A 17,659-nucleotide genomic window follows, 5' to 3' on the forward strand; every position below is an offset into this window, starting at 1 on the left:
AATTCTAATGTCTAAAAACAGAAACAGCCGTAGATTATGTAAATCTACGGCTGCCAAATTATGTTTTTTGCTAATTATAAAGTCTCATCCAACCATTTGAAGAATTCACCTTGCCAAACTTGAGCATTTTGCGGTTTTAAAACCCAGTGGTTTTCATCTGGGAAATACACAAATCGGCTTTTAATTCCTCTTAATTGAGCTGCTTGAAAAGCTTCTTGTCCTTGCCCGATTGGAACACGGAAATCTTTACCTCCTTGGAAAATTAAAATTGGCTTATTCCAATTCTGAACCAAAGTTGCAGGGTTGAAAGTAGTATACGCTTTTTGTGCTACAGCGTTATCTTTTTCCCAATATGGTCCTCCAAAATCCCAGTTATTAAAGAAAACTTCCTCAGTTGTTCCTAACATTGAAACGGTATTGAAAACACCATCGTGAGCGATGAAAGTTTTGAAACGGTTTTTGTGGATTCCAGCTAAATAAAATACAGAATATCCTCCGTAACTAGCTCCAACGCAACCCAAACGGCTTTTGTCAACATAGCTTTCTTTTGCCACGTCATCAATGGCAGAAAGGTAATCGTCCATAACTTGTCCGCCCCAATCTTTACTGATTTGTTCATTCCACTCAACACCATGTCCTGGCATTCCGCGACGGTTTGGAGCAACTACTACATAGCCTTTTGCAGCCATTAAAGAGAAATTCCAACGGAAAGAATACGATTGTGTCAATGGACTTTGTGGTCCTCCTTGACAGAATAATAAAGTTGGATATTTTTTAGTAGCATCAAAATTTGGAGGTAAGATTACCCAAACCAGCATTTTTTTGCCGTCGGTTGTAGTAACATAACGTCTTTCGGTTTTGCTTAAAGCTAAAGTTTTATACGTTTCTGTATTGATGTTTGATAATTGTTTCCAAGTATTTTTTTTCAAATTGAAAGAATATATTTCTCCAGCGTGATTCATGTCTGTTCTAGTAACAATAATATCATCTCCAGAGAAACCAATTAAATCATTCACATCAAAATCTCCGTTTGTCAATTGGCGAACATTGATTGCGATTTTAGTCAAACCAGGAAAATTAACTGAGAAAAGTTGTTTTGTACCATCAATTGGCGCCACAAAAAATACTGTTTTCCCGTCTTTACTCCAGATAAAATTATCTACAGTTCCGTCCCAGTTTGCTGTCAAGTTAGTTTTGATGCCTTTAAATTCAACAATAATATCGTTTTTATCAGACTCGTAACCGTCACGTTTCATTTGCAGCCAAGATAAATTTCCTGTTGGAGAAAATTGCGGTGCAGTATCATAACCTAAATTACCTTCGGTTTTATTAATTGTTTTTTGAGTTTCTAAATTGTACTCATAAATGTCTGTGTTGGTAGAAATAGCATAAGCAGTTCCCGCTTTTTTCTTGCAAACATAGAAAATGCTTTTGCTGTCTGGCGACCAGATATAATCTTCGTCACCGCCAAAAGGTTTTTGTGGAGAATCGAAAGTTTCACCTTTCATGATGTCGGTTCCTTTTGCTCCGTCTTTGTTTTCTTTATAAAAAACGTGATTAAACTTTCCTTCGTTCCAAGTATCCCAGTGACGATAATCTAAACCATCATAAATTTGAGCATCAGATTTTGTTAGACTTGGATAAAAATCTTTACCTAAAACACTTTCAAGTTTTACTTCTTCATTGTAAACGACAAATTTTCCGTCAGGCGAAATATTTTTATCAGCTAAAATTTCTTTAGTGTCTTTAATCTCAGTTGCAGTTCCTCCGTTTACAGGGATCGTGTAGATTTTAGAAGTCGATTTGTTATCGGCCACAGAAGGCGTTGAAACTTTAAAAACGACATTTTTTGCATCTTTAGAAATGCCAAGAGGCGTCACTCTCCCTAATTTCCATAACAATTCTGGTGACATTACATTCTGTCCGATAGCATTTAAACTCATCATTATTAAGGTTGTTAATACTACTTTTTTCATAATTAATTATTCTATTTTTTGTGCGCTAAAAATACAACATTTAAATTCCAAGTTGTTAAATTCCAAATCCCAATTATTGTTAAAATTCTGAGATAAATTTTTTCGCCACGAATTCACGAATTTTTATTCTCAAAGATTATCAAAAAATAATTCGTGAATTTGTAGCTATCAAAAAATCAGTATTTTTATAAAAAACTCTGAAAATGGAACTAAGCTATTGGGAACTTAAAAATTGGTTCACGAATGTAGATTACACAATTGTGGGTAGCGGAATTGTAGGTCTTCATACTGCATTACGCTTGCGCGAAAGATTTCCTGCTGCTAAAATTCTGGTTCTCGAACGCGGAATGTTGCCACAAGGCGCCAGTACAAAAAATGCCGGTTTTGCCTGTTTCGGAAGTCTTTCTGAAATTATGGATGACTTAAAAACGCATTCAGAAGAAGATGTTGTGGCACTTATTGAAAAACGTTGGAAAGGACTTCAGCTGCTTCGAAAAAGATTAGGTGATCAGGCCATTGATTTTAAACCTCATGGCGGATATGAATTGTTTTTGAAAGAAGATGAATTTGGATTTAATGAATGCATTTCTAAAATTCCGTTTATCAATGAAGTTTTAAAACCACTTTTCAAGACCGATGTTTTTTCGAAAGAAGTAGACCGATTCGGATTTCAAAATATTCAGGATTATTTAATTTTTAATCCGTTTGAAGCGCAGATTGATACTGGAAATATGATGCAGGAATTGCTAAGGCAAGCTGTTTCTTCAACTATTTTAATTCTAAATCAGCAGACAGTTACTTCCTATCTTGATGCAGGAAATCATGTCGAAGTGGTTTTAAATGATTTTAGCTTTAAAACACAAAAACTGCTTTTTGCAACCAATGGTTTTGCAAGCTCTTTGACAAACGGAGCAGTAAAGCCAGCCAGAGCGCAAGTGCTTATTACAGAACCAATTCACAATTTAGACATCAAAGGTACGTTTCATTTAGACCGCGGTTATTATTATTTTAGAAATATTGGCGATCGAATTTTATTAGGCGGAGGAAGAAACCTTGATTTTGAGGGAGAAACAACTGCCGAATTTGGACAGACGAAAATTATTCAAAATAAATTGGAAGATTTGCTGAAAAATGTAATTTTACCAAATCAGGATTTTCAGATTTCGCATCGTTGGAGCGGTATTATGGGAGTCGGAAATAGTAAGAATCCTGTCTTGACCCAGCTTTCTGAAAATGTGTTCTGCGGAGTGCGTCTAGGCGGAATGGGAGTGGCAATAGGAAGTTTAATAGGAACAGAATTAGCAGATTTAATATAATGGCAGCAACCAAAAAACCAGTACCAAAAAAAACAACAGCAAGCAAACAAAAACCTAAAACGTCTTCCAAAAAATCGAATCGTTCTTTTGGCGAAAAAGTAAAATGGTTTTTTATTAAAGCGGCTTTATGGTTTTTTGGATTATCAATTGGGTCGGTTATATTTTTTAAATACGTTCCAGTGCCATTTACGCCATTAATGCTCATTCGTGCCATCGAAAATAAAATGGCTGGTAAAGAAGTTTATTTTGACCACGATTGGGAACCGATTGATAAAATATCAATGAATTTGCAAAAAGCTGTAATTGCAAGTGAAGACGGAACTTTTTTAACCCACAATGGTTTTGATTTTAAAGCACTTCAAAAAGCGTATAAAAGTAACGAACGCGGACGCCGAATTAGAGGCGGAAGCACCATTTCGCAACAGACGGCCAAAAATGTCTTTTTATGGCAAGGGAAAAGTTATTTCCGTAAAGGTCTCGAAGCTTATTTTACGATTCTAATAGAATTGATCTGGGGTAAAGAACGCATTATGGAAGTGTATTTGAACAGTATCGAAATGGGTGATGGTGTTTATGGCGCTTATGCAGCTACAGAACATTGGTACCGAAGAGACGCTTCGAGTCTGACTCCAATGCAAGCAGCTGGAATTGCGGCGATATTGCCAAACCCAAGAAAATTTAAAGCTACAGGTTCTTCAAGCTACATTAATAGAAGAAAGGAAAGAATTGTGCGAGAGATGCGTTATGTTGGAAAAATCAATTACAATGGAAAAGAAGAAAAGAAAAAGTAAAAAAGCGCTTTTTGCTTTTCTGATTTTGACTGTAACGTTAACTTTTGGGCAAGGAAAAACAACAGAAATAGGTTTTATATCTGACAACGATTTGTACACATCGTCTAAATACGATATGTATTATACCAATGGCTTGGAACTCTTTTATCGATTTTTATCTAAAAACAACAGTGAGAAAATCAATAAAGAAATTACCGAATTTAGAATTGGGCAATATCTTTATAATCCACGTTTTCTAAACAAAGAGGCCGTTACGATAAACGATCGTCCTTTTGCGGGTTATCTTTTTGCAGAAGCTGGAAAAAGCTTTTTTTATCAGAGCGAATCAGTTTTAAAGACCGATTTTCAAATTGGCTTTCTTGGGCCAAATGCATTTGGAGAGGAATTGCAAGAGGGTTTTCATAAATTGATCGGCTACAAAAAAGTATATGGTTGGGAAAACCAGATTCATAATGCTTTAGGTTTGCAGGCGCATGTTATTTATTCAAAAAAAATGTTTCCTTCAAAACATAACGATTTTGTCGATCTTCATTGGCAATCAGAAGGCAATCTGGGAACTATTTTCTCAGGAGTTTCTACAGGATTTATGGCGAGATTTGGATTTAAAAAACTCCTTCCAATTTACGATTCTAATATGCATAATGCTTCGGTAAGTGCAAATGAACAGCTAAATATTAGAGAGTTTTATTTCTACGCAGCGCCAAGTGTCAATTATCAGTTTTATGATGCGACGATTGAAGGCAGTATGTTTAATGATACAAGTCCAATCACTTTCGATTTGGAACCGCTTCGCTTCAACGCCGAAGCTGGTTTGAAATACCGACACAACAACTTCAACATATCTTATTCTTTCCTCTATCGCGGAAGAGAATTGAATGATCCTGGAATTGATACGAATTCGGGATATTTTTATGGGTCGATAAGGATGGGGTTTTTGTTAAGATAGGCTAAGCTATATATTCTGTAGTGCCTCTAGTTCATAGTGCTCATAGTGCGTTAGCACTATCTTGATGCTGATAGGCTTTCAGCCTATAATAAAGATAGCTCTGAAAGAGCGCAACCACTAGCATAACGCAACGCGTTATGAATATGAATATGAATATGAATACGAATGCAAATTAATACAGTTAATCCAGCCCTGAAAGGGCGAAAGCCTAATCCCAAAGATAGCGTTCGTCATATTCAACCTTATATTTGTTTAGAAAGGCTAGAAGTTCTTTTTTGAATGTCTTTTTTCTATGATGTTCTTCTTGGTTTTTAATGTACTTTATAACGATATCTAATTGTGAAGGATTAACAGAAAAAATGCCATAACCATCCTGCCAATAAAAGTTAGAGTAACGCGGATCTACCGTTTTTACCCATTTTGATGATCGTTTTTTTACTTCTTCAACCAATTTCATTTGTGTAATCTTTTTAGATAACAGACATAGAATATGAACATGGTCATTATATCCTCCTACTTGAATGGGATTGCATTCTAAACCTTTGCAAATTCCTCCAAGATAAGCCCATAATTTCTCTTTTAAATTGTCGTCAATAAACGGATTACGCTTTTTTGTGCTAAACACTAGATGCACATATACTTTGTATAACGATTGTGGCATATTTTTCTCTTTTATAATTGCATTGATGAATTTTAAGCAGAAAGATTTGTGTCAAATGCTGATGATTTGAAATGCAAATATTGTATACGCAAATACAGAATTTGGACTCCAAAAGTTTTATTTATGACATAATAAGTCACAATATAATTCAGAAAAAAAGCCACTTCTGTTTTTTCAGAAATGGCTTTTTCGTTATAATAAATTGAAAGACTTATTTCTCCTTCAACAATTTTTCCAAATATTCAACTTTCTCTTTTTCTGCTTGAACCAAACGCTCATAAAGTTCAACTACTTTATCAAGAGGATTAAAAGTACAATGATTGCTATTGAAGTTTCCTTGGCTATCATGAAAAGTATTAAAGTAATTAAACACATTTTCTTCCGAAAAACTTTTTATAGCTTCTGGAGTTACACCAAGCGCTTTTGCTATTTCGGCAAGTTTTGCTTCATCGATGGTTTCACTATTTTCTATGGCAGAAATAGTTTGTTGGTTTGTTCCTAAAGCTTGCGCCAAAGCTTCTTGCTTCATATCGCGAAGTTCACGAATACGGCTTATTTTTCGCCCTATATGATTTGATTTTGTTGATGTGCTCATAATATCAAAGGTATTTAAAAAACATTTACAAAATTGTTTTCGAGTAAAAAACAGATTCCTTTCTGTAAAATACGTTAAGGTTAATAAGAATAAAATAATAGTTTATGGTCTAGGAATTATCCTGAATGGTCAACATACAAATACCAAACGCCATTTATCTTTCGCATAATTCCCGAAAAGTTACCAGAACTATTTTTGCCATTTGGAGCTTCGACGCTAAATTTTGCGCTTACAAAAGCATCTTTTTTCGAAAGTGGTTCCACAACAAAATCGGTCATAGTCAATTTTCCCATTCTTTCTTTTGGCCAATATTTTTTGTAGAAATCGGCAATATTGTTTTTTCCGTAAACCACACCAGCAGTGTAAATCATACGAACCGAATCTACAGGAGCATAAAAATCAAGGTAACCTTCAAGATCACCATTGTTCCAACAAGCTTGCTGAGCTTTTAGACGGTCGAGTACTTGTTGTGAAATTTTATCTTGACAAATGCCTTTAAAAGAAAGCATTAGTAAAGAAGCAAAAAATAATAGTTTTAAGTGACGCATATCGATAGTTTTAAGTTAATTCTAAATTTAATTGCTTTTTATTGCGGCAATATTTCCTGTCTTTTTATCGAAAGTAATGGTTTTGTTTGGTCCACCATAAAAGAGGGTCAAAGTCAGCGTGCTATCGGTTTCATTTTTAAATAGAATATCTTTTGCTGTTCTAATTTTGATATTCAAATTATCATTCATAATCTCAGAATCGATGCATTTGATAATTCTTTTTTCAAATAATCCCTTTTTCTCAATTACTTCCAACCACGGTTGGACCATCACGCCGTAGCCAACAATTTGCGCTCTGTAATTTTCGTTGAGATCTTTATTTTGATACAAACCTAAAGATGTGCTCGATAGCAGTAAAGCATAAAACGGAAGCATCATGGCTATAATGCTCAATGCAAATGTTACCAGTATTGTTGCTAAAAAAAGTTTTGAAATGAGTTTTTTCCAAAAAACAATGATAATTACAAAACTGCTTATTAGCCAAACCCATGATAATACTACATCACTATAATAACCGCGCAGACTGATTTCTTTAAAATAATATAAAAGACAATCTAGCACAAAAATCGCACAGATAATGAAATAAACTCGCAATATCATTTTTTTACTCTTACTCATAATTTTCCTAAAATATAATGTAAAGCAAAAAGCATAACAGTTGATAAAACTAGAATAGGGAAGAAGGAAAATGAAAGTGTGTACATAATTTCTTCATTCAGAAGATATGTGCTCCACGAAGATTCACGATCAACGAAAATGCCATAATTCCAGAGAAACCAAATCGAAATTAAGAAAACTAATTCAAGTCCGATTTGTAAATATTTGTTTTTTATGAGTGTAAACAGCAAAAAAACAATGGTTAGAAAAACGGTTGTGAATACGGACATTAAATAAGCATCATCAAAAAAAGAACAATCTAAACAACCACTTGACATTCTTTCAGAAAAGCTTCCCATTGCCCAGTAGATTTCTGCGAAAGTAAAAACGAAAAGAAAAACTGCAATAAGAATAAGTTTCTTTAAGAGTGAAAATATTTTGTTTTTTAAGTTCTGATTCATTTTGAAATGTTTGATAAGCTATAAAAAATATCCTGTTCGGAATTTTGTTTCACACAAAAATAGAAAACGGTTTTTGAAGAAATATCTTTCAAATAGTATAATTGCATCAAAATAAGTTTTATTAAAAAATGAAATGCTTAACTGTTTGATAACATGAAAGATAATTTTGATTATTTACCTTTAATTAAAATTTCAAATTATGGATATCAATTGGAATATAATAGCGATTGTAGCAATATTGGTAATTATTCTTGTTGTGCTAACAATCAGAAAAAATCAGCGAGAGAAAAAGAAATTGGAAAAGTTGCTAAACAACGATTTTAAAAAAGCTGAGAAAAAGAGAGTGGATGCAGATGATGCTGCAAATGAGAAATAGATAGAAATTTTAAAAATCTAAATACACAGTTTGTATTTCGAGCCTTCTTCGAAAAAAATATTTATACTAAACCCGACAGGTTTTAAAACCTGTCGGGTTTAAATTTGTGGAGAATACCGGATTCGAACCGGTCGCCTCTACGCTGCCAGCGTAGCGCTCTAGCCAAATGAGCTAATCCCCCTGATTATTTTAGAGTATAGATTCGAACAGTCGCCTTCCCGATTTTTCATCGGGACGCTCTAGCCAAATGAGCTAATCCCCCTGATTATTTTAGAGCATAGATTCGAACAGTCGCCTTCCCGATTTTTCATCGGGACGCTCTAGCCAAATGAGCTAATCCCCCTGATTATTTTAGAGCATAGATTCGAACAGTCGCCTTCCCGATTTTTCATCGGGACGCTCTAGCCAAATGAGCTAATCCCCCTGATTATTTCGGAGTATAGATTCGAACTGTCGCCTTCCCGATTTTTCATCGGGACGCTCTAGCCAAATGAGCTAATCCCCCTGATTATTTCGGAGTATAGATTCGAACTGTCGCCTTCCCGATTTTCATCGGGACGCTCTAGCCAAATGAGCTAATCCCCAAAAGTCTTAACAAATAAAGTCAATTAATTCTCAAAAAACAAATTTCTAGAAGTTTCGGATGAATTATTTTCAAAAGCGTAACTTTACCTTTAAATGTAATTTTTATGAGTCTAGAAAATACAAACGGAAGTTTAGAAACTTCTTTTCAAAATACGATTGCAATAGTTCAATTTGGTCATCCAGCCAGTAATTCTTTTCCGCGAACTTTATTAGATGCTTTGACTGCCGAGATAAATAGTTTAAGTCGAAATGAAGATGTTTCGGTTATTATTTTAAAAAGCGAAGGAAACAAAGCTTTTTGTTCAGGAGCTTCTTTTGATGAACTTTTAAAAGTCGAAAATGAAGAACAAGGCGTAGAATTCTTTTCGGGTTTTGCACATTTGCTGAATGCCATGCGAAATTGCAATAAAATTATAATCGGCCGAGTACAAGGAAAAGCTGTTGGCGGAGGTGTCGGAATTATTTCGGCTTGCGACTATGTTTTTGCAACTCCGCAAAGCGATATAAAACTGTCTGAATTAGCAATTGGAATAGGGCCATTCGTTATTGAACCAGCCGTTTCTAGGAAAATAGGAAAAACGGCAATGACACAAATGACTCTGGCAGCTCACGAATGGAAATCGGCAGATTGGGCTTTCCAGAAAGGTCTTTATTCGAATATAAGTGACTCCGAAAATTTAGATAAAGATGTCGAAAATTTTGCTAAAAGATTAAGTTCTTATAATCCCGAAGCGCTTTACGAAATGAAAAAGATTATTTGGGAAGGAACAGAACAATGGGAATCTCTTTTGTTTGAACGTGTTGCCATTACGGGTAAATTGGTTTTGTCAGATTTCACTAAAAATGCTTTGCTTCAGTTTAAAAAATAGGTATGATATAAGTCATTGATTTTAGAAAAATAGGAGCATAGCTTTGAAAAAGTTTTAAAATCAAATTTTCACTACATAAATTATTGAACATGACTATTATTTCGCTAATGCAAAAAGTTGACATTGCAGAGAAAATTAAAGACGCTCCAGACAGTGGTTATCAAATTGGGGTTGTCATTGGATCTTTTATTCCGTTTCTGGTTTTGGGCGGAATTGCTTTGTGGATGTATACTCGTGCTAAAAAAAGAGCTAAAAACGGCAATTAATTTGTAAATTTGCAAGCTTAAAATTAAAAATCGATGAGTAATATCAGAATTACAAAACAATTTAGTTTCGAAACCGGTCACGCTTTGTACGGTTACGACGGAAAATGCAAGAACGTTCACGGACACAGTTATAAATTATCGGTAACGGTTATTGGCTCTCCAATTACAGACCGATCGAATGTAAAGTTCGGAATGGTGATTGACTTTTCTGATCTAAAGAAAATTGTAAAAGAAGAAATCGTCGATCAATTTGATCATGCTACTGTTTTCAACCAAACAACTCCGCATGTCGAATTGGCAAATGAATTGAAAAACCGTGGGCATCATGTTATTTTGGTAGATTATCAGCCAACAAGCGAAAATATGGTGGTTGATTTTGCTGAAAGAATTAAAAATCGTCTGCCTGCCGGAATTTCTCTTTTTTCATTAAAACTTCAAGAAACAGAATCGTCTTTCGCAGAATGGTACGCTTCTGATAATCTTTAAAATTCCAAAAAAGAAATTCTAAATTCTAACTTTTTGACTTCGCTCAAAGTGGCAAAAGTCTAAAATTCTAAGAAGTCTAACAATCTAACAATCTAAATGAAAAAAATATATTTTGCTTCAGATCAGCATTTTGGTGCGCCAACTCCAGAAATGAGTTTGCCTCGCGAAAAAAAATTCGTGGCTTGGCTTGATGAGGTTAAGGAAGACGCAGAAGCAATTTTTTTATTGGGAGATTTATTTGATTTTTGGTTTGAGTATAAAACGGTTGTTCCGAAAGGTTTTGTTCGAATTTTAGGTAAGCTGGCAGAAATTCGCGACAGCGGAATTCCGATTTATTTTTTTGTTGGAAATCATGATTTGTGGATGAATGATTATTTTGAAACCGAATTAAATATTCCGGTTTATCACGATAATAAAGAATTTACTTTTAACGGAAAAACCTTTTTAATTGGCCATGGCGACGGAAAAGGTCCGGGCGATAAAGGTTACAAAAGAATGAAAAAGGTATTTACCAATCCGTTTTCAAAATGGCTTTTCCGTTGGTTGCATCCAGATGTTGGCGTGAGTTTGGCTCAATATTTATCGGTCAAAAACAAATTGATTTCTGGTGACGAAGATGTGAAGTTTCTAGGAGAAGAAAACGAATGGCTGGTTTTATATGCGAAACGCAAGCTAGAAACCAAATATTACAATTACTTTATTTTCGGACACCGCCATTTACCTATGATTATTCCAGTTGGAGAAAACTCCGAATATGTGAATCTTGGAGATTGGATTGGATATTTTACTTACGGTGTTTTTGATGGAGAAAAATTCGAGCTTAAAAAATTCGAAAAATAATTACTTCGCATTCGGATAAATGCCAATTTTATGCGTTCGCAGAATATATTCAGAAAGCTGTTTGCTGTTTGAAAGCTGAAATTTAATTGCTCCAGATGCTTTTTTAGGCATATGGCATTCTACACAATTGCTCGCTAATAACTTCTCAGGCATTGTTTTTAAAGTAGTTTCTTTATGCTTCAAACCTTGATGGCAGCTCATACAGATTTTTGAATACGAAGCTATATTTTTAGAAGCATTTTCATGCGGATTATGGCAAGTAATGCAATCCATTTTATCACTTTTCATAAAACATTTGCTTTGCGCCATCAATCGATATTGATTGCCGTGAACATCAAAATTTGCGGTATCAGTGATGCTTTTAGTCTCACGAAAGAATTCGGATAAATTATTACCAGGTTTAAATTCAAAACGAGATTTCAATTTCATGCCATCATTTCCTGCGTGACATAAAGCGCAAGCATCCAATTTTTGCTGTCTGTTTAAGGTTTTGAAACTCGTAATGCTATTGGCAACTTTTACGTTTGGATTTTTTAAATGAAAGTCAACATGTTTTTTGGCAGGGCCGTGGCAACGTTCACAATCAATTCCGTAAACTATTGTTTCCTTTCTAATAATATCTTCAACGTCCATAGACATCATATTCCTTTGTTCAGAATTTTGATTCACGCTTCGGCTGCTGGCATTTGAGGCGTGGCAAGAATAGCAATCTTTTACCACCATACGGTCAAAGTATGGCTTATCGGCAGGAAAACCTGGACTTGTTGCCCAATTATTTATGGAGTGATAAAAAGAAACGGGAAGTTCGTAAGTATTGTTGTTTTTCCAATAAACAGAAGTCTGAGCATGTTTGGTTCCAAAAACAATTTCAAATTTATATTTAGCTGTTTCTTTGCCGTTTTTATAGACAACCTGATACAAGCTGTCACCATGTTTTTCCATGACCAATTTGGTCTCTTTATCGTAAATGAAAGTATGATTTTTAGAATCAAAATCGCCAGAAACATTTTCTAAAATTGCTGGAGCGGTCGCTTTAAAATGTGAACTTCGAAAAGCCATTTCAGATTGCACTTTGTGGCATTGCACACAGCTTTCAGAACCTGCATAATCAGTTCCGCGCGGATCAATATATTCTTCTGATTTGCTATTGCATCCGACAAAGAGAATTGCCAGAAGTGATAAGGTAAGTAGAAATGCAGCTTTTTTCATTCCTGTAAATATACTTTTTTTTGAATTGAATCAAAATATATTTCAATAATGAAAGAATGCTGTTAAAATATTTAGAATGCTTCTTAATTCATGCCGACTCCATAAACATATTCATCGAGTTCAATTCTGAATAAAGAACCTTCGACCAAATCTTTTATCGATTTTAATTCGGTCATATTTACAGCCAGATCAATAGAATTGCATGGAGTTTTCAATAAAAACTTATGGCAAGAGTATTTCATTTCGCATGCTTCGCAACAAGCGTTTTCAATCATGCTATCTTCAATCAAATCACAAAAATGATTCAATTCCTGAACTGTAAAATAAAAACCAGTTTCCTTAAAAACCAATTGCACTTTGTCTGAAATCGTAGTGTTGTGATCTTTCCAGTAAAAAGCTATGCCAAAGTTGTTATGATATATTTGTTCAATTTCTCTCATCGTAAATCCTTTTATTCGAACAAATATAAATATTATTTATATTAATTCTAAATAAAAAAAATCATAAAAGTTTGAAAAAAAACTCTGATCAGTTTGTTTTAGTTTCTGCCAGACCCGTAAATATATTCGTTGAGATTAAGTCGAAATAAAGAACCGTCGACCAAGTCTTTTATAGAATCTAATTCCTTTGGTGATATTTCTAAATCTATAGCAACATAGGGAGTTTTCAATAAAAATTTATCGAAGGCGCGTTTTACACCACGCGTATCATAGTCATTGTGGTCTGTGACGCAGTCTTCAATTAAATCGTGAAATTCATTTAATTCTTGAACTGAAAAATAAAATCCCATTTGTTTAAAAAGCAACTGGATTTTATCTGATATAATTTCGTTGCCTTCTTTCCAATAAAATGAAATTCCAAAATCGTTTCGGTATATCTGTTCGATATCTTTCATGGCAATTTTTTTAGGCCACAAAGATACGGACTCTTTGTACTAATACTTGACTAAGAAAAGCATAAAAAAAAGCTAAAAAATAGTATTAGTGTTTTGATTTTTAGCTGTTTATGTAAGGTTTTGTGAATTCGCTTTTTTAGGAAATTCAATTATTATTTCAACCAATATTTTAGCTTGGAAAGAAAAGCTGTCTGTTGGTCAACAAATAAATAATGGGAGCAATTATCAAGGAAAGCAAAGTTATTTTTTTCAGTTATAGCCTTTAGAGAATTGATTTGTGCCGATGAAAAAATGCCATCATCTTTTCCGTAAATTCCATAGATTGGAACTCCAGCCGCTTTAATTTTTTTTAAAAAAGGTCTGCTGTCGATATTGTTTTGCTTTTCATTTTGATAAAAAACTAAAGGCGCGTTTTTATTTCTAATATTGGTTTTGAAAAATTCCCCAGCTTCGTAATCGGCATATAGTTTTTTAGATTCTGCCGTTGGATTTGGCATTTTAAAAAAGCCATTTTCTCCAGCAAGTTCGTAGCATCCTTTTCTGTATTCGGCAGAATTTTTATTTAGATTTTCTACGATATCAATTTTCTTCAATTGTTCAGAATCGTTATGGTACTTTTTCTTTAATGTATTTAAAATATGATCGTAAGTTTCCTGTTGAGAAAACAAAGCTCCTGCTAAAACCAAAGCGGTTACATTTTGAGGATATTTGTTGGTATAAAGTGTTGCAACCAAACCACCAAAGCTATGACCCAATATGATTGCTTTCTTTAAATGATATGTTGCATAAATCGAATTTATATCCTGAAAAGCTTCTTCAAAAGTAAATTTTGCATCAGGATCTGTAGATCTTCCTTCGCCACGACGATCATAAGCAATAACATAAAAACCTAAATCAGCTAGATTTTGAGCTGTTGTTCCTTCAAATAAAGTAGCGTTTCCACTTGGACCTCCGTGAATAAAAATTACAGCTTTATTCTTCTCGTTTCCGTAGGTTTTGATGTAAAGACTTTGTCCGTTTGAAAAAAAAGATATCGATAAAATAAAAGTTAAGAATAATGATTTCATTTATTCCAATTTGTGATGATCGTCCATATCTTTTTGAAGATCTAAATTTCTAAAAGTAGGAGATGCAAATCCAAAACCTAAAACAGTCAAAAGTGTAACACTTCCTCCAAAAATTACAGACGTAACAGTTCCCATTAGTTTTGCGGTTGCACCACTTTCAAAAGCACCTAATTCGTTAGATGATCCAACAAAAATTGAATTTACAGCACCAACGCGTCCACGCATATGATCTGGAGTTTTAAGCTGTAAAATAGTCTGGCGAATTACTACTGAAATTCCATCGGCTAATCCGCTTAAAAATAAAGCGAAAACAGAAAGCCAGAATGAAGTTGAGAATCCAAATAAGATAATAGATAATCCAAAAACAAAAATGGCAACCAAAAGTTTTTTACCTGCATTTTTATATAAAGGAATATAGGCCGAAACAATCATGGTTATAAAAGCTCCAACAGCAGGCGCAGCTCTTAAGATACCAAAACCTTCGGAACCTACTTTTAAAATATCTTGTGCAAATACAGGCAATAACGCTACCGCGCCCCCAAAAAGCACGGCAATCATATCAAGAGATAATGCGCCAAGAACAATTTTATTTTTGAAGACAAAAGTTAAACCTTCAGTTAGACTGTCTTTGATTGATTCTCCAATCTTCGGATTTATAATTGGTTTTGCACTGATTTGCGATAAGGCGATTAAGGAAAGAATCGAGAATCCGAAAACAATACACATTGACCAGTGAACACCAATCCAGTTGATCGAAAATCCCGCCAATGCGGGCCCCATCACAGCTCCAATCTGCCAAACCGAACTGCTCCAAGTTGCAGCATTTGGATATACTTTTTTAGGAATAATTAAGGATAAAAGCGAGAAAATAGTTGGCCCCATAAAAGCACGAACCAATCCGCCAAAAAATACTAAAGCGTAAATAGAATACAAAATTACATTTGAAGACCAACCCACAACTACTTTTGGCCAAGTCAGTAGAAATAGCCCGAAACTGATTATCGAGAATCCTAAAATGCATTTTACCAATAATCCTTTCTTTTCTTTTTGGTCAACAATATGTCCTGCGAATAATGCCATCCCAACGGCAGGTATAACTTCCATTAAGCCAATAATTCCTAACGAAAGTGGGTTTTTAGTTAAACTGTAAACTTCCCATTCGATTACAATAAACTGCATTGACCAGGCAAAAACCATTGCAAAACGCAATAATAAAAATACGTTGAATTCTTTATAACGAAGCGCCTGATACGGATCTGGCTTGTTGGATTTAATCTCTTCCATCTGTTCTAATGTCTTTCAGCATAAGCTGAGTTGAAATTGTACCGTTCCATTCATTTTCGGCAATGGTATACGCCAGCTGAAACGGATTTTGATTTTGTGCTATATTTAATTTTTTTCCGAGTCCAAAGCCAATTGCGGCAATTCCGTCGGAATTATTTTGTTTAACGAAAAGTCTTAAATGCTCTTCTTCTGCGCCTAAAGTTTTCGCGTAACCAGTATCTTTTATATTTCTGGTCATAAAAACCGGCGTCATGTTTTGCGGACCAAATGGTTCAAATTGTTTTAAAATTCGAATGAGTTTTGGGGTGATATCTGAAAAATCAATTTCAGCATCAATTTCAATTTCTGGAGTTCTCATTTCAGGATGGATAGTTTCTCGCACGCATTTCTCAAAAGCTTCTTTAAAAAGCTGATAATTTTCGGCTTTCAAGGTCATTCCAGCGGCGTACATGTGTCCTCCAAATTGCTCCAAATGTTCTGAACAGGCATCTAGTGCATTATAAACATCAAAACCTTTTACAGATCGGGCAGAAGCGGCATATTTATCACCACTTTTTGTAAAAACCAAAGTCGGACGATAATAAGTTTCAATCAATCTTGAAGCCACAATTCCGATTACGCCTTTGTGCCAATCTTCCTGAAAAACAACCGTAGAAAAGCGTTCTTCTTCCTTGTTTTCTATAATCTGTTGAAAAGCCTCTTTGGTAATTTTTTTATCTAAATCTTTTCGGTCCGCGTTGTATTGTTCAATTTCCGAAGCGAATTGCTGAGCTTGCTCAAAATTAAATTCAGTTAACAATTCAACTGCATGGTTTCCGTGTTTGATTCTTCCTGCTGCATTAATTCTTGGTGAAATAATAAAAACAACATCAGTAATATCCAGAACTTTCTTTTTTACTTGATGGGTTAAAGCTTTAATTCCAGGTCTTGGTTCGCTATTAATGACTTTCAAACCAAAGTAAGCCAATACACGATTTTCTCCCGTTATCGGAACAATATCGGCTGCAATTGCTGTGGCCACTAAATCTAAATAAGGAACTAAATCTTCAATCGTTTCATTTCGATTCTGACCTAAAGCCTGAATTAGTTTAAAACCAACTCCGCAACCGCACAACTCATCGTAAGGGTAGGAGCAATCTTCTCTTTTTGGATCTAAAACTGCAACTGCATCAGGAAGGATTTCTCCAGGGCGGTGGTGATCACAAACAATAAAGTCAATGTTTTTCGCTTTCGCGTAAGCGATATGATCAATGGATTTGATGCCACAGTCAAGAGCGATAATTAGGGAAATTCCGTTATCGTCTGCGTAATCAATTCCTTTATATGAAATTCCATAACCTTCGTCATACCGATCCGGAATATAAGTAGCAATATTTGGATAATGTGATTTCAAATAGGAAGAAACCAAAGAAACCGCTGTTGTTCCGTCAACATCATAATCGCCGAAAACTAAAATGTTTTCTTCATTTTGAATGGCTTGTTCGATTCGTGCAACGGCTTTGTCCATATCTTTCATTAAATACGGATCGTGAAGGTGATCTAAAGATGGACGAAAGAAGTTTTTCGCATCTTCAAACGTTTCAATTCCACGCTGAATTAGCAGTGATGCTACAAAATCTTCTACATTTAAAGCTTGCGCTAAATGTTTAATTTTTTCTTCAGATGGTTTTGGTTTTAAAGTCCAACGCATGGGTTGATTTTAAATTTTAAATTTTAGATTATTGATTTTAGATGGTAGATTTCTGAAATCGTTTAATCTGATTGGTAATTTTTTTTGCCACTCCCGATAACATCGGGATAAAAGATTTGAAAGGATTTTTAACCACAAATTACACAAATTTCCGCTAATTCAATTTGTGGGAATTTGTCTAATTTATGGTTTACTTTTTTA

At 34.5% G+C, this 17,659-nt stretch carries 20 protein-coding genes and 1 tRNA gene; 8 read left to right on the forward strand and 13 right to left on the reverse strand.

Features of this window, described 5'->3' with window-relative positions:
- Window positions 1-74: 74 nt before the first annotated feature.
- Window positions 75-1,976 carry a S9 family peptidase gene (locus BB050_RS09410; protein ID WP_066033396.1) on the reverse strand — a complete coding sequence of 634 codons (1,902 nt, stop codon included), beginning with the start codon at window positions 1,974-1,976 and terminating at the stop codon, window positions 75-77.
- Window positions 1,977-2,179: 203 nt separating this feature from the next.
- On the opposite strand from BB050_RS09410, the gene BB050_RS09415 reads away from it, so the two are divergent.
- Genes BB050_RS09415 through BB050_RS09425 form a run of 3 tightly spaced genes read left to right on the forward strand, consistent with a single transcriptional unit; the run spans window position 2,180 to window position 5,029 of the window.
- Window positions 2,180-3,292 carry an NAD(P)/FAD-dependent oxidoreductase gene (locus BB050_RS09415; RefSeq protein WP_066033397.1) on the forward strand — a complete coding sequence of 371 codons (1,113 nt, stop codon included), beginning with the start codon at window positions 2,180-2,182 and terminating at the stop codon, window positions 3,290-3,292.
- The gene (gene mtgA, locus BB050_RS09420) at window positions 3,292-4,083 is read left to right on the forward strand and encodes a monofunctional biosynthetic peptidoglycan transglycosylase (protein ID WP_066033398.1); all 792 of its coding nucleotides are present in this window, start codon (window positions 3,292-3,294) and stop codon (window positions 4,081-4,083) included. Before BB050_RS09415 ends, mtgA begins: the two co-directional genes overlap by 1 nt.
- Window positions 4,058-5,029, forward strand: a complete 972-nt coding sequence (locus BB050_RS09425) for a lipid A deacylase LpxR family protein (protein WP_066035129.1) — start codon at window positions 4,058-4,060, stop codon at window positions 5,027-5,029. Before mtgA ends, BB050_RS09425 begins: the two co-directional genes overlap by 26 nt.
- Window positions 5,030-5,237: 208 nt before the next feature.
- Here the strand turns inward: BB050_RS09425 and tnpA are convergent, their stop codons facing one another.
- The 5 genes from tnpA to BB050_RS09450 form a co-directional block, all read right to left on the reverse strand.
- Window positions 5,238-5,690, reverse strand: a complete 453-nt coding sequence (gene tnpA / locus BB050_RS09430) for an IS200/IS605 family transposase (protein ID WP_066033399.1) — start codon at window positions 5,688-5,690, stop codon at window positions 5,238-5,240.
- Between the two features lie 211 nt (window positions 5,691-5,901).
- Entirely contained in the window at window positions 5,902-6,285 is a 384-nt protein-coding gene (locus tag BB050_RS09435; protein ID WP_066033400.1) for a helix-turn-helix domain-containing protein, read from the reverse strand.
- A gap of 116 nt (window positions 6,286-6,401) precedes the next feature.
- Window positions 6,402-6,833: a YybH family protein gene (locus BB050_RS09440; protein ID WP_083219822.1), complete on the reverse strand. Its 432-nt coding sequence runs from the start codon at window positions 6,831-6,833 to the stop codon at window positions 6,402-6,404.
- Between the two features lie 27 nt (window positions 6,834-6,860).
- Complete coding sequence (locus BB050_RS09445) at window positions 6,861-7,451, reverse strand: hypothetical protein (RefSeq protein WP_206352872.1); 591 nt, start codon at window positions 7,449-7,451, stop codon at window positions 6,861-6,863.
- Entirely contained in the window at window positions 7,448-7,891 is a 444-nt protein-coding gene (locus BB050_RS09450) for a hypothetical protein (RefSeq protein WP_008465184.1), read from the reverse strand. Before BB050_RS09450 ends, BB050_RS09445 begins: the two co-directional genes overlap by 4 nt.
- A gap of 199 nt (window positions 7,892-8,090) precedes the next feature.
- Between BB050_RS09450 and BB050_RS21850 the strand changes: the two genes are divergently transcribed.
- Window positions 8,091-8,267, forward strand: a complete 177-nt coding sequence (locus BB050_RS21850) for a hypothetical protein (RefSeq protein ID WP_008465182.1) — start codon at window positions 8,091-8,093, stop codon at window positions 8,265-8,267.
- Between the two features lie 107 nt (window positions 8,268-8,374).
- On the opposite strand, the gene BB050_RS09455 is transcribed toward BB050_RS21850, so the two are convergent.
- Window positions 8,375-8,448: transfer RNA gene (locus tag BB050_RS09455), tRNA-Ala, on the reverse strand.
- 508 nt (window positions 8,449-8,956) lie between these two features.
- Here BB050_RS09455 and BB050_RS09485 point away from each other — a divergent pair.
- From BB050_RS09485 to BB050_RS09495, 4 genes are all read left to right on the forward strand, one after another.
- On the forward strand, window positions 8,957-9,721 hold the full coding sequence (locus BB050_RS09485) for an enoyl-CoA hydratase/isomerase family protein (protein ID WP_066033402.1): 765 nt from the start codon (window positions 8,957-8,959) through the stop codon (window positions 9,719-9,721).
- Window positions 9,722-9,810: 89 nt separating this feature from the next.
- Entirely contained in the window at window positions 9,811-9,987 is a 177-nt protein-coding gene (locus BB050_RS21855; RefSeq protein ID WP_008465178.1) for a hypothetical protein, read from the forward strand.
- A gap of 33 nt (window positions 9,988-10,020) precedes the next feature.
- On the forward strand, window positions 10,021-10,473 hold the full coding sequence (locus BB050_RS09490) for a 6-pyruvoyl trahydropterin synthase family protein (protein WP_008465176.1): 453 nt from the start codon (window positions 10,021-10,023) through the stop codon (window positions 10,471-10,473).
- A 96-nt stretch (window positions 10,474-10,569) separates the two neighbouring features.
- A complete protein-coding gene (locus BB050_RS09495) occupies window positions 10,570-11,313 on the forward strand; it encodes a UDP-2,3-diacylglucosamine diphosphatase (RefSeq protein ID WP_066033403.1) in 744 nt (247 codons plus the stop codon).
- On the opposite strand, the gene BB050_RS09500 is transcribed toward BB050_RS09495, so the two are convergent.
- From BB050_RS09500 to recJ, 6 genes are all read right to left on the reverse strand, one after another.
- Window positions 11,314-12,522, reverse strand: a complete 1,209-nt coding sequence (locus tag BB050_RS09500) for a cytochrome c3 family protein (RefSeq protein WP_066033404.1) — start codon at window positions 12,520-12,522, stop codon at window positions 11,314-11,316.
- Window positions 12,523-12,605: 83 nt separating this feature from the next.
- The gene (locus BB050_RS09505; RefSeq protein ID WP_008465169.1) at window positions 12,606-12,962 is read right to left on the reverse strand and encodes a hypothetical protein; all 357 of its coding nucleotides are present in this window, start codon (window positions 12,960-12,962) and stop codon (window positions 12,606-12,608) included.
- A 98-nt stretch (window positions 12,963-13,060) separates the two neighbouring features.
- Window positions 13,061-13,417 (reverse strand): hypothetical protein, encoded by a 357-nt coding sequence (locus BB050_RS09510; protein ID WP_066033405.1) that lies wholly within the window; start codon window positions 13,415-13,417, stop codon window positions 13,061-13,063.
- 152 nt (window positions 13,418-13,569) lie between these two features.
- Entirely contained in the window at window positions 13,570-14,484 is a 915-nt protein-coding gene (locus BB050_RS09515) for an alpha/beta fold hydrolase (RefSeq protein WP_066033406.1), read from the reverse strand.
- Complete coding sequence (locus BB050_RS09520) at window positions 14,485-15,768, reverse strand: MFS transporter (RefSeq protein ID WP_066033407.1); 1,284 nt, start codon at window positions 15,766-15,768, stop codon at window positions 14,485-14,487. It abuts the gene before it with no gap.
- Window positions 15,755-17,458: a single-stranded-DNA-specific exonuclease RecJ gene (gene recJ / locus BB050_RS09525; RefSeq protein ID WP_066033408.1), complete on the reverse strand. Its 1,704-nt coding sequence runs from the start codon at window positions 17,456-17,458 to the stop codon at window positions 15,755-15,757. The genes BB050_RS09520 and recJ overlap by 14 nt, the downstream gene beginning before the upstream one ends.
- Between the last annotated feature and the right edge of the window lie 201 nt (window positions 17,459-17,659).

Source organism: Flavobacterium anhuiense (genome assembly GCF_001705175.1).
Classification (GTDB): Bacteria; Bacteroidota; Bacteroidia; order Flavobacteriales; family Flavobacteriaceae; genus Flavobacterium; species Flavobacterium anhuiense.